The 13,148-nt window shown below is 45.3% G+C and carries 8 protein-coding genes; all 8 read left to right on the top strand.

Annotated features, from left to right (window positions below; all coding sequences use genetic code 11):
- Positions 1-1,237: dihydroxy-acid dehydratase (locus HUJ21_RS21860; RefSeq protein ID WP_291372836.1), on the top strand; the 1,237-nt coding region annotated here is incomplete at its 5' end.
- 60 nt (positions 1,238-1,297) lie between these two features.
- Entirely contained in the window at positions 1,298-2,071 is a 774-nt protein-coding gene (locus tag HUJ21_RS21855; protein WP_291372835.1) for an SDR family oxidoreductase, read from the top strand.
- A gap of 233 nt (positions 2,072-2,304) precedes the next feature.
- Positions 2,305-4,413, top strand: coding sequence for a bifunctional aldolase/short-chain dehydrogenase (locus tag HUJ21_RS21850; protein ID WP_291372833.1), 2,109 nt, complete (start codon positions 2,305-2,307; stop codon positions 4,411-4,413).
- A gap of 9 nt (positions 4,414-4,422) precedes the next feature.
- On the top strand, positions 4,423-5,706 hold the full coding sequence (locus HUJ21_RS21845; RefSeq protein WP_291372831.1) for a sugar isomerase: 1,284 nt from the start codon (positions 4,423-4,425) through the stop codon (positions 5,704-5,706).
- 34 nt (positions 5,707-5,740) lie between these two features.
- Complete coding sequence (locus HUJ21_RS21840; RefSeq protein WP_291372829.1) at positions 5,741-7,072, top strand: FGGY family carbohydrate kinase; 1,332 nt, start codon at positions 5,741-5,743, stop codon at positions 7,070-7,072.
- Positions 7,073-7,092: 20 nt separating this feature from the next.
- On the top strand, positions 7,093-8,016 hold the full coding sequence (locus tag HUJ21_RS21835) for an alpha/beta hydrolase (RefSeq protein WP_291372827.1): 924 nt from the start codon (positions 7,093-7,095) through the stop codon (positions 8,014-8,016).
- Between the two features lie 4 nt (positions 8,017-8,020).
- A complete protein-coding gene (locus tag HUJ21_RS21830; protein WP_291372826.1) occupies positions 8,021-9,337 on the top strand; it encodes a DUF4038 domain-containing protein in 1,317 nt (438 codons plus the stop codon).
- Positions 9,338-9,655: 318 nt separating this feature from the next.
- A complete protein-coding gene (ileS, locus tag HUJ21_RS21825) occupies positions 9,656-13,030 on the top strand; it encodes an isoleucine--tRNA ligase (protein WP_291372825.1) in 3,375 nt (1,124 codons plus the stop codon).
- The last annotated feature ends 118 nt before the right edge of the window (positions 13,031-13,148 follow it).

The following is a 13,148-nucleotide window of genomic DNA, read 5'->3' as shown; positions in this document are numbered from 1 at the left end:
CAGCGATAACTGGGGAGTGAGTGAAGCTTGCAGACATGGGAAAAAGACCCAAGATGAACTGTGTGTGGGGGAATCCAGCCTTTGCAGAAGTGATGGGCACTGTGGTGTCATGGGAACAGCCTCCACCATGGCCTGTATGGTAGAAGCCCTTGGACTGACCTTACCGGGTAATGCCGCGATTCCGGCACCAGATACCGCACGCAAAGTCCTGGCCCACATGTCCGGGATGGAAATCGTAAAAATGGTGGAAAATGACCTCAAACTTTCTGATATTCTGACCCGCAAGGCCTTTGAAAACGCCATTATGGTCAATGCTGCTATCGGTGGATCCACCAATTTTGTCATCCATTTGCTTGCCATAGCAGGCAGGATGGGCATACAATTAAACCTGGAGGATTTCGATCGCTTTTCTTCTAAAATTCCACTTTTGGCCAACTTGCAGCCTTCAGGAAAATATTTCATGGAAGACTTTTTCTATGCGGGAGGCCTTCCACCGGTAATCCGGCAATTAAAGGATCACCTGCACAATGACGCCATTACTGTGACCGGCCAAAGCATTGGCCAAAACAATGAAAGGTTTGAAAACTTTAACGAGAAGGTCATTGCCGCCATTGATTCTCCTTTCAATCCCATTTCCGGAATAGTCGTTCTAAAGGGCAACCTTTGCGAAACGGGGGCCATTATCAAACCTTCAGCTGCCAGTCCTGCCTTGATGAAACATACCGGAAAAGCTGTGGTATTTGAAGATATTGACGATTATAAAAACAAAATAGATGATCCTGACCTGGATATCGATGAAAATTCCGTAATGATCCTGAAGAATGTAGGTCCAAAAGGTTATCCGGGGATGCCCGAAGTGGGCAATATGGGATTACCACCAAAAGTATTGGAAAAAGGGATAGATGATATGATCCGGATTTCGGATGGAAGAATGAGCGGTACGGGTTTTGGTACCGTGGTCCTGCATGCCACTCCGGAAGCTGCCGAAGGGGGTAATTTTGCGGTTGTTCAAACCGGAGACATGATCAGCCTGGATGTAGAAGGGCGAAAGCTGGACTTGTTGGTTTCGGATGAAGAACTGGCAAAAAGAAAGGCTGCCTGGAAAAAACCCCCTTTACCTACAGAAAGGGGTTATGTCAGCCTGTATGTGAAACATGTGGAACAGGCCAATCTAGGGGCTGACCTGGATTTTCTCAAAGGCAATTCCGGAAGTGAAGTTACCAAGGACTCCCACTGATCAAACTCATTTCCAAAAAGTTGAACAACCTGTCATACAACAATAAAACCAGAACCCTGAATGAAGAATCTAATTGATCCTGCTCCAGAGGTAGCCCTGGTAACAGGAGCTGGGGTGGGCATAGGTTTTGAAATTTGCCACTATTTTGCTGCTAAGGGCTTGCATGTTATGCTAAATGACCTGGACCCGTACCTCACCCAAAAAGCGGTGGAACAAATCAATTCCGAGTATCCGGATAGTTGCCAGGGACTTGCAGGGGATGCCTCCGATACCGGTTTTATTGAGAAGCTGGTGAAACATACGGTAAAGCAACTTGGCAGTTTGGATGTTGCAGTGGCCAATGCCGGCATTACGGTATTTGGAGAGTTTCTGACTTACAAGGAATCGGATTTTCACCAATTGGTTCAGCTAAACCTGGCAGGAAGTTTCTTTTTGGCACAGCAGGCTGCCAGGCAGATGATCGCACAGCAGTCCGGTGGAAGCATTCTTTTCATGTCATCGGTCACTGGCCACCAGGCCCATAAAAACCTGGCTGCCTATGGCATGAGCAAAGCTGCCCTTGAAATGCTGGCGAAAACCCTGGTCCTGGAACTTTCTCCGTACCAGATCAACGTGAATGCCATAGCCCCAGGGGCAACAATGACAGAAAGGACAGCCTCAGAAGAAGGTTATGCCGAGACCTGGTCCAGGATCACCCCCATGGGAAGACCTGCTTTTCCTAGAGATATAGCTGCTGCGGTAGGGTTTTTGGTCTCCCGGGAAGCCAGACACATCACGGGTCAAAGCCTTGTCATTGATGGGGGATGGACCGCTACCAGTCCATCGCCTTATTAGCACTCAAACAATCATGAATTTCAAGAATAAAAACAATGATTTTCAAGAACAAACCCCAAAAAAACCTCTTTTTGTCTTCTTTTGTTTCTTTTTTTAGGCAAAAACGAGTAAAAACCCAGACATTTGGAACCAATATGCACTTGCAATCAGCATAGAACAGGACAGTTGATTTTACAAAATAATATATATTCGCTAAATAATTTAATAGCATACAAATCTTTCAAATCTATAATATGGCAATTACAAAAAACACTTTTAAGCACGTAGATTACTTGTGGGACGAAGAAAAGGCAAAAGCCCTGGGTGATGATCAAATCGCCCTGCTGCTCTACAGGTCCAATATTTTGGGTGCAGACTTAAGGATAACCAACTATGGGGGTGGAAATACAAGCTGTAAAACCATCGAAAAAGACCCTTTAACAGGAAAGGATACCGAAATCATGTGGATCAAAGGTTCAGGTGGTGATATAGGTACCTTAAAAAGAAATGGCCTGGCCGGATTGTACATGGACAAGTTATTGGCCCTTAAAAATGTCTACAGGGGTCTGGAGTTTGAAGATGAGATGGTTGCGCTGTTTAACCATTGTATTTACGATTTAGACTCCAAAGCTCCTTCCATTGATACACCGCTGCATGCGGTTTTGCCTTTTAAACACATCGATCACCTTCATCCCGATGCCGCTATTGCCATTGCTGCTTCCAAAGATGGGGAAAAGATCACACAGGAGTTGTTTGATGGTCAGATCGCTTGGGTTCCCTGGCAAAGACCGGGTTTTGATCTGGCATTGAAACTTGATCAGGCACTCAAGGAAAATCCAGGTATCCGGGGTATCATGCTTGGAGGACATGGTCTCTTTACCTGGGGAGAAACAGCTTATGAATGCTACATCAATAGCCTGGAGGTAATTGACATGGCATCACAATACCTGGAAGAAAATTATGGCAAAAAGCGGCCTGTATTCGGCGGTCAGAAAGTTACTTCTTTGCCAGCCAAACAAAGAAAAGATCAGGCTTCCAAAATTGCTCCGCATTTAAGGGGCCTTGCATCAAGTCAAAACCGGATGATAGGCCATTTTTCTGATGACGACAAGGTACTGGAATTTATCAACAGCAATGACCTGGAAAAACTGGCACCCCTGGGAACAAGCTGCCCGGACCATTTTTTGCGAACTAAAATCAGACCTTTGGTCCTGGAAATTCCTGCAGATGAGGATTTGGAAGACATGACGGAGATCAAGTCCTATCTGGAAAAAGAGTTTGAAGCCTACAGGCAGGACTATATCAAATATTATGAAGATCACAAGCGCCCCAATAGCCCTGCCATCAGGGATTCCAACCCCGTGGTAATTTTATGGCCTGGAGTTGGTATGTTTTCCTATGCCAAAAACAAACAAACAGCCAGGGTGGCGAGTGAATTCTATACCAATGCGATCAATGTGATGAAGGGAGCTGAGGCGATTTCCTCCTATGTGTCCCTACCCCTGCAGGAAGCCTTTGATATAGAATATTGGTTGCTGGAAGAGGCCAAACTTCAACGCATGCCCAAAGAACAACCAATGTCCAGAAAAGTGGCTTTTGTTACGGGAGGCGCAGGTGGAATCGGAAAGGCGATTGCTGACAAACTTGCCGCTGAAGGTGCCTGTGTCTTTATTACAGACATCAACCAGGAAAGACTGGATGAGGCGGTTGGAACCTATAATAAGGATACTGGTTCGGGGGCTGTAATGGATGTGACCAAAATGGAAGACATCGAAACTGCTCTTCAGGCAGCCTGCCTTAAATTTGGAGGCATTGACGTGATTGTGAATTGTGCGGGACTGGCTATTTCCAAACCAATCGGTCAAACCTCGGAAAAAGACTGGGACCTTTTGCAAAACGTTTTGGTAAAAGGGCAGTTTGCCGTATCCAAAGCCGGAGTCGCCATTTTCAGAGCTCAGAACAAAGGTGGTGACATCATCAACATTGCCAGTAAAAATGCTTTGGTATCCGGTCCTAACAATGTGGGGTATGGAACAGCCAAAGCAGCACAGGTACACATGAGCCGCCTGCTGGCCGCAGAATTGGGTCCAGACAAAATCAGGGTGAATGTGGTGAATCCGGATGCTGTGATCGAAGGCAGCAAAATCTGGGAAGGCGAATGGGCCAAAGGCCGGGCAAAAGCCTATGGTATCACGGTGGAAGAGCTTCCTGCGTTCTATGCCAAGCGTACCATCATGAATGAGATTATTGGTGTTGAAGATATCGCAAACGGCGTTTTTGCTTTTGTCGGTGGACAGCTAAGTAAAAGTACCGGTAATATTTTGAACGTAGATGGCGGCGTAGCTGCAGCTTTTGTAAGATAAGCGTTTTCTATGCGAATTGATAAAAATCAAATACATAGCCTCAATAAAAAAGCTCTCCCGGATCACCGGGAGAGTTTTGAGTATATAAGCCAACGGTTGGATGTCAAGGGCATTTCTGTCCAGACACTTATCCAAAAGATACAATCTTTTCAAATCGCCATACCCAGCTGGGCACTGGGAACCGGCGGAACCCGTTTTGGACGGTTTCCCGGTGGGGGTGAACCCCGGACGCTGGAAGAAAAAATAGATGATGTAGGCCTTCTTCATGCTTTGAATGCAGGCTCAGGAGCCATTTCGTTGCATATTCCCTGGGACATCCCTAAGGATATAGCGGAGATAAAGGCCCATGCTGCTTCACACAAGCTACTTTTTGATGCGGTCAATTCCAATACCTTCCAGGATCAGGCAGAACAGGAACATTCCTATAAATTTGGTTCCCTTTGCCATACCGATGCCCAAGTGAGAAAACAGGCGGTAAACCATAATTTAGAGGTTATCCGGCATGGAGAAGCCCTTGGTTCCAAATCCCTGACGGTTTGGCTGGCAGATGGATCTTCTTTTCCGGGCCAAATGAATTTTAGAAAAGCCTTACAGCGAACCTTGGATTCCTTAAAGGAAATATACGCCGGTATGCCTGATGACTGGAAGATGTTTATTGAATACAAACCCTACGAGCCCTATTTTTACCACACCGTGATTCAGGATTGGGGAACGTCTCATTTACTGGCTTCCCAGTTAGGTGAACGCGCATATACCCTGGTGGACCTGGGACATCATTTGCCCAACACCAATATCGAACAAATTGTCGCCACCCTAATGATGCAGGGTAAATTGGGAGGATTTCATTTCAACGATTCCAAGTTTGGGGATGATGACCTGACGGTAGGTGCCATGAAGCCCTATCAACTGTTTTTGATCTTCAATGAACTGGTAGAAGGAATGCAGGACAAGGAATCCAGAAACCCCTATCCCGCCTGGATGATCGACGCCAGCCACAACCTTAAGGATCCCATGGAGGATTTGCTACAGTCGGTTGAGGCCATTCAATTGGCCTATGCGCAGGCTTTATTGGTAGACCGGCAAGCATTGGAAGATGCCCGGGAAGCAAATGATCCTGTTTTGGCACAGGAAATTCTTCAGCATGCTTTCAGAACTGATGTAAGGCCCCTGATAGCTGAAGCCAGGATGCAGGCCGATGCTGCCCTGGATCCGGTTGCTGCTTTCAGAAAACTGAACGTAAGAGAGAACCTGGTCCGGGAAAGAGGCAAAAAAAGCATGGCCACAGGCCTGTAAATAAATCATTTTATCCATAATAACCATTTAGACAATGCCCATACCGGTAATCGCCATATTTGATATAGGAAAGACCAATAAGAAATTTTTTCTCTTTGACGAAAATTTAAATGAAATCAAGGAAGAATATGTCAAGTTCTCTACTATCAAAGATGAAGATGGGGAAGAATGTGATGACCTGGAAAAAATAACGGACTGGGCCAAACGCACCGTAGAAAAATTGTGCAAAGACCCTGCATACGAGGTCAAAGCCTTGAATTTTTCCACTTATGGTGCTTCTTTTGTTTCTATTGGTGAGGATGGAAAACCGGTCACCCCCATCTACAATTACCTTAAAGATTTCCCCGAAGATCTCCATGAGGAATTTTATAGTGCCTATCCGGAAGAATCCATCAACCAAACAACCGCTTCCCCCACTTTGGGCATGCTTAATTCTGGTTTGCAGCTGTACTGGCTGAAAAAGAAAAAGCCGGAAATATTCAATAAAATCAAGTATTCACTACACCTGCCCCAGTACATCTCGTATTTATTTACAGGAGAGGCCGTGACTGAACCTACCTCCATAGGTTGTCACACCAAGTTGTGGGACTTTCCCAGGGCAGATTATCATGAATGGGTTTACAAAGAGGGAATACATGAGAAACTCCCCAAACAGGTACCCACCACCCACAGCTTCGAAAAAATAATTTGCGGTAAAAAAGTACAGGTAGGTGTGGGTATCCACGACAGCTCCTCTGCCCTGGCCTCCTATCTGATAAAAATTAAAGAACCCTTCCTGCTGATCTCCACGGGCACCTGGAGCATTACCCTGAATCCTTTTCCAAAAAGGGAACTCAGCTTCAGCGAACTGCAAAACGATTGCCTTAATTTTCTGTCTATACACGGAAAAACGGTAAAGGCCAGCCGGTTTTTTCTTGGTTATGAACTGGATCATCAGCTCCAGAAATTAAATACTCATTTCAAGAAGGACGCGAAGTATTACAAAAATATTCAGCCCGATGAAAAACAGGTAGATGGTTTACTCTCGGGGAAAACAGAAACAGGATTTTATCCTGAAACCATTGCCAGGACCCCGCTGGTGGCTGAAATTTTTCCTGAAAACAACTGGGACATTTCCGCTTTTGCCGATTTTGATACGGCATACCACCATTTGGTATTCGGCCTGGCCAGGATGCAGGTAGCCTCATTAATGCTGGCTAAAGGTGAGTCAGAAACCAAAAAAGTGTATATTGACGGGGGTTTTGTTCACAATAAAGTATTTATCCGGTTCCTGAATGGACTGCTGAAAGGTTATGAATTGGAATTTTCGGATTTTCCCCTGGGCTCTGCTTATGGCGCAGCTCTCATGCTCAAAGCTTTTAACTAAATCCCAAATGCTTACTTACCATGCTTAAATTTTACCTTTTTGCCTGCCTGACAATGATAAGCGGAATAACCCTATCACAAACGCAACCGATCACGCTGGACATTTATCCGGGAGAAGCCCCTTTCCAAAAAACCACCGAAGTTAAGGAAGTCATCCAGGAAAACGATATACTGGTCATCAGCAAGGTTCAAAAACCCCAAATACAGGTATTCCTGCCTGCCAAAAGAGCCGCTACGGGAAAAGCAGTTATCATTTGCCCTGGTGGGGGATATGGTGTACTGGCCTATGACTGGGAAGGACTGGACATTGCCAAATGGCTCAACAGTAAAGGTATAGCCGGCATTGTCCTGAAATACCGCCTTCCTTCCGCAGAAACACAAAGCAGTCCACATATCGTCCCTATGGCCGATGGACAAAGGGCGATCAGAATGGTCAGGCACCATGCTGAAGACTGGGGCATCAATCCAGATCAGATAGGCATCATGGGTTTCTCAGCCGGTGGCCACCTGGCTTCTACACTTGGAACCCATTTTGACGAGGGTAATCCTGGAGAGGAGGACCCGATCGAACACCAATCCAGCCGACCGGACTTTATGATTTTGGGTTATCCCGTGATTTCTTTTACGGAACACATTACGCACATAGGGTCAAGAAACAACCTCATTGGAACAGAGCCTGAAGAAAAATGGGTGATGTATTTCAGCAATGAGAAACAGGTCCGGGCCGATTCTCCTCCTACTTTTATTTTTCATTCCCAGGATGATACCGCAGTACCTGTGCAACACAGCTTGTTGTTCTATCAGGCGCTTTTGGAAAAACAGGTCCCGGCAGAAATGCACCTGTATCCCACAGGAGCTCATGGTTTTTCACTTTCTATCAATAAAGCCGGAACCCAAAAAGGTTGGATGGAAAGTTGCATCAACTGGATGCATCATTTACCTTGAGTAAATGATGCAAAATCTGGCCGCACTTGAGATTAGCAACAATGGACGCTTTCTGGTCACTTCCGGTGGGCAACAGTTTTTCTGGTTGGGAGACACAGCCTGGGAAATGCTGCACCGGCTAGAACTTGAAGAAACCAAACAGTACTTTGAAAACCGGAAAAAAAAGGGCTTTAGCCTTATTCAAACAGTAATTTTGGCGGAGCTTGACGGCCTGAACTCTCCAAATGCTGCCGGTCATACTCCTTTGAAAAACAATGACCCAAAACAGCCCAATGAAGCCTATTTTTCTCATGTGGATCAGGTTGTTTCTTTGGCCGATGAAATGGGCTTGTACCTGGGCCTGCTTCCTACCTGGGGAGACAAATTCAATAAAAAATGGGGTCTTGGCCCGGAAATATTCACACCCGAAAACGCACTAAGCTATGGCCGGTATCTAGGCCAAAGATATGGGCATTGGAACCATATTGTATGGATATTGGGAGGTGACCGGATTCCTGAAAATGAACAGCAAAGAGAAATCATCGAACAAATGGCTGCCGGAATAGCCGAGCAGGATCAGAATAGCCTGATGAGCTACCACCCTAATGGGGGCTATATTGCCAGTGATATTTTCGGGGATGCCTCCTGGCTGGACATTGACCTTTTTCAAACAAGACACCAAAAGGGGTTTCGGGAGTACCGATTTACCCGGAAAGCCAGAAAAAGAAATCCCATAAGACCTGTTATTGACGGAGAACCGGGTTATGAAAATATTCCCAACCTTCTCAATAAATGGAATTTTCAAAGGCTCAATGCAGCAGATATTCGGAGATCTGCTTACTGGAACATGCTTTCAGGAGCAGCGGGTCATACCTATGGTTGCAATGAGATCTGGCAAATGCATGACGGCTCGACAGACCCGAAATTTGGAGCTCAATTTTCATGGAAGGAAGCCATGGACCTTCCCGGATCCGCGCAAATGGGTATCATGAGGAGCATTATTGAAAGTTTGCCCTGGCAGGAAATGGTACCTGACCCCAACGTTCTGGCTGGATTTAATTGGAAATTCAACCCCTTAAAGTTAGCCATCACTACAGCCGACAAAGATTGGCTGCTGGTTTATAGCCCCACTGGCAAAAGTATAAGACTTTCAGGGAAAGTGTTTCGTAAAAAGAAAAGGGCAGTCTATTGGATCGACCCGGAAAATGGTCAGGTAAAAGAAGTAAAAGGAAAGTACCGGCCTGTTTTTACTGTTCCCGACAAAAACAGAGATTGGCTTTTGCTGGTTTTATCTGAAGCAAATGACGAAAAATGGAATCAACCCAAATCGCCCAAAAACTGAGTTTAAAAACAAACCATTGCCAACTGCAGTCCCCCATATTTTTCAAAGCAATTGAAAAATTGTTTGATAAAGCAAACCAGAGGTAATCAACCTTTATACCAGCAAAATCCTTTTATTGTAGTACTTTATTTCTCAGCCTTTTTCGTGTTTATCCGGTAACAGATCCTGCCGTTCATAGTTTTTCTGAGATTGACATACATTAACCCTAGTTTTCTATTAACTTTACGCCTTCTTTTGAGCCATTAACAATGGCCAAACCCACCTACCGGAGGGCAGGAAAGCAAAAAATAAGCTTAACAGAAAATATTTTCTATTACAGTGAAGAAATATCAGGAGTTTAAACAGGTAGATTATCCCGCAATCGGAGAAGACATATTGGCTTTTTGGAAAAGCAACAGGATCTTTGAAAAATCAGTGGACAATAGAAAAGGAGCCCCAAGCTATACCTTCTACGAAGGACCTCCTTCCGCTAACGGTACTCCTGGTATCCACCATGTGATGGCCCGTGCCATCAAAGATGTTTTTTGTCGTTACAAAACCCTTAAAGGCTTCCAGGTCAAAAGAAAAGGCGGATGGGACACCCATGGCCTGCCTGTGGAATTACAGGTAGAAAAGGAACTGGGTATCACCAAAGAAGATATCGGTACCAAGATCTCTGTGGCCGACTACAATCAGAAATGCCGGGAAACCGTCATGCGCTACAAACATGAATGGGATGAACTCACGGAAAAAATAGGCTATTGGGTAGACCTGGATGATCCTTATATTACTTTTGATGTCAACTATGTCGAAAGTCTATGGCACCTGTTGAAAAAGCTCTACGAAAAGGATTTATTGTACAAGGGCTACACCATTCAACCCTACTCCCCGGCGGCAGGAACAGGACTCAGCTCTCACGAACTGAACCAACCAGGCTGCTACAGGGACGTGAAAGATACTTCAGTCACTGCACAGTTTAAGGTGAAAGGAGAGCCTGAGCTGTACATCCTTGCATGGACTACCACGCCCTGGACCCTTCCATCCAATTCTGCTTTGGCCATAGGAGAAAAACTAGAGTATGTCAAAGTCAAAACCTACAATCCATATACTTATTTGCCGCAAACGGTGATTCTGGCCAAAGCCAGGCTTTCAACCTATTTTCATCCGAAGGGTGCTGACCTGCCACTGGAGGACTTCAAGCCTGGTGATAAAATTATTCCTTATCAGGTGCTTGAAACCCTGAAGGGTAAGGATCTATTGGGCATGCAATACGAGCAGTTGTTTCCCATCGAAGCCCTCAGCCTACCGCAACCTGCCTTTACTGTAATAACCGGCGATTATGTAACCACTGAAGATGGAACGGGAATCGTTCACCTCGCCAAAGCCTTTGGTGCGGATGATTTCAGAACCCTGGAACAGCAGCAAATTCCGGGAATATTTTTAAAAGATGATCGCGGCCAGGAAATACCCGTTGTGGACAAAAAGGGGAAATTTCTGCCTGTGGTGGGAGAATACCTGAAAACCAAAATGGCAGAACATGGAATTCAGGCCCATAAAGACTTCGGTGAAAATGATTTTTATGTAAAAAATTACACCCTGGATGATGAACACCATAAAGACTTTAAAAGCACGGATATCATCATTTCAATTATCCTGAAAAATGAAAATAAAGCCTTTAAGGTAGAAAAGTACGAACACAGTTACCCACACTGCTGGCGTACCGATATGCCCATTTTATACTATCCCCTGGAAAGCTGGTTTATCAAAACTACGGCCTACAAAGATCAACTGGTAGCCCATAATAAAACCATCAACTGGATGCCGGGTTCCACAGGTACGGGTAGGTTTGGCAACTGGCTGGAAAATCTGGTAGATTGGAACCTAAGCCGTTCCAGGTTTTGGGGCACTCCATTGCCTATTTGGAGAAATGAAGCAGGTACCCAAACCAAATGCATTGGTTCCGTGGCAGAACTGCAGGCAGAAATACAAGGGTCCATAGAAAAAGGATATATGGATGCATCTCCTTTCAAGGACGGGGAAGTGGATCTGCATCGTCCCTATGTGGACGAAATCATATTGGCAGGCGATAATGGGGAAAAATTGTTTCGGGAGCCAGATTTGATAGATGTTTGGTTTGACTCAGGTGCCATGCCTTATGCCCAATGGCATTACCCTTTTGAAAACGAAGAGCTTTTCAGAGCCAATTATCCGGCGGATTTCATTGCTGAAGGGGTAGACCAAACCCGGGGTTGGTTTTTCACCCTTCATACGTTGGCAGTCATGCTTTTTGACAGTGTGGCATTTAAAAACGTTATTGCTAATGGGCTGGTGCTCGACAAAAACGGCAATAAAATGTCCAAAAGGCTGGGAAATGCTGTCGATCCTTTCCAGAGCCTGAAAACATTTGGTCCCGATGCCCTGCGCTGGTACATGCTCAGCAATGCCAATCCTTGGGACAACCTGAAATTCAACGAAGAGGGAGTGACCGAAGTGCAGCGAAGGTTCTTCGGTACCCTGCAAAACACCTATAATTTCTTCGCCCTGTATGCCAATTTGGATGATTTTGTGTATCAAAGCAAATCGAAGGTACCGGAAAAAGAAAGGCCGGAACTGGATCAATGGATCCTCTCCAAATTACAATCCCTTATACTAGAAACAGAAACAGCCTATGAAGGCTATGACGTAACTCCGGCTACCAGGGCGATCATGAATTTTACCGTAGACCAATTGTCCAACTGGTACGTGCGCCTGGCGAGAAAACGGTTTTGGAGAGGGGATATGAATGCAGACAAAAAAGCGGCATATGAAACTTTGTTTGAATGTCTGATTGCTGTATCCAAACTAATGGCACCGGTAGCCCCATTTTATGCAGATTGGCTGTACCAAAACCTCACCGCCAGTCAGGAAGGAAAAACCGATTCGGTACATTTGACAGACTGGCAACAGGTAAATGAGCCTTTGATCAATAAAGGGCTGGAAAACAGCATGCAGCTGGCCCAGGATATCTCCTCTTTGGTACATTCTCTCAGGAAAAAGGAAAAACTAAAAGTACGGCAACCCCTGCAAAAAATCCTAATTCCAGTACTGAATCCGGAAACACAGGATTTAATCCAGCATGTGGAAGAACTCATTAAGTCAGAAGTGAATGTAAAGTCCATCGATTATATAGATGATACCTCCGGAATTTTAGTGAAAAGCGTAAAGCCCAATTTTGCCTTGTTGGGAAAAAGATTTGGGCCTAAAATGAAGTTGGTCAATCAAGCCATACAGCAATGGGGCAAAGAAGAGATTGCCGCCATAGAAAAGGTTGGGCATGCCAATATTGAAATCGGGGGAACAGCAGAAACCCTGACTTTAGAGGAGGTCTTGATTCAATCCCAGGATATTCCCGGTTGGTCTGTGGCCAGTGATAATGGCATTACCGTGGCCCTGGATGTTACCCTTACAGTCCCACTCAAAGAAGAAGGAATAGCCAGGGATTTTGTCAACCGCATCCAAAACCTAAGAAAAGATCTTGGCCTGGAAGTGCAGGATAAAATCCGGATCAGGGTTATCCCAAATGAAGAAACAGTGGATAGCGCTTTAGCGCACTTTGCCGATTATATCAAAACAGAAACACAGGCATTGGAATTGACCCTGGATGATCAAATAAAAAATCCTACCATTTTAGACATGGATGAAATTGAACTGTCCGTTAAAGTTGAGAAAGTATAAGCCAATGATATCCAGCCTGATGAGCACATCACTCGGAGGGATGCGCCCCCGATAGCTACCGGAGGGAACCATGCGAGATTCTCCCGAAGGTCGGGACAGGCTATGTGACCGCTAAAAA

The organism is Cyclobacterium sp., assembly GCF_014762705.1.
In the GTDB taxonomy this organism is placed as follows: Bacteria; Bacteroidota; Bacteroidia; order Cytophagales; family Cyclobacteriaceae; genus Cyclobacterium.
The sequence above is the reverse complement of the archived record's forward strand: the minus strand, read 5'-3'. Positions and strand labels throughout refer to the sequence as shown.

What these genes read in the sequence shown, in the direction of transcription:
- HUJ21_RS21855 (WP_291372835.1), top strand. Translation starts at nt 1,298, where the DNA reads ATGAAGAATCTAATTGATCCTGCTCCAGAGGTAGCCCTGGTAACAGGA.
- HUJ21_RS21850 (WP_291372833.1), top strand. Translation starts at nt 2,305, where the DNA reads ATGGCAATTACAAAAAACACTTTTAAGCACGTAGATTACTTGTGGGAC.
- HUJ21_RS21845 (WP_291372831.1), top strand. Translation starts at nt 4,423, where the DNA reads ATGCGAATTGATAAAAATCAAATACATAGCCTCAATAAAAAAGCTCTC.
- HUJ21_RS21840 (WP_291372829.1), top strand. Translation starts at nt 5,741, where the DNA reads ATGCCCATACCGGTAATCGCCATATTTGATATAGGAAAGACCAATAAG.
- HUJ21_RS21835 (WP_291372827.1), top strand. Translation starts at nt 7,093, where the DNA reads ATGCTTAAATTTTACCTTTTTGCCTGCCTGACAATGATAAGCGGAATA.
- HUJ21_RS21830 (WP_291372826.1), top strand. Translation starts at nt 8,021, where the DNA reads ATGATGCAAAATCTGGCCGCACTTGAGATTAGCAACAATGGACGCTTT.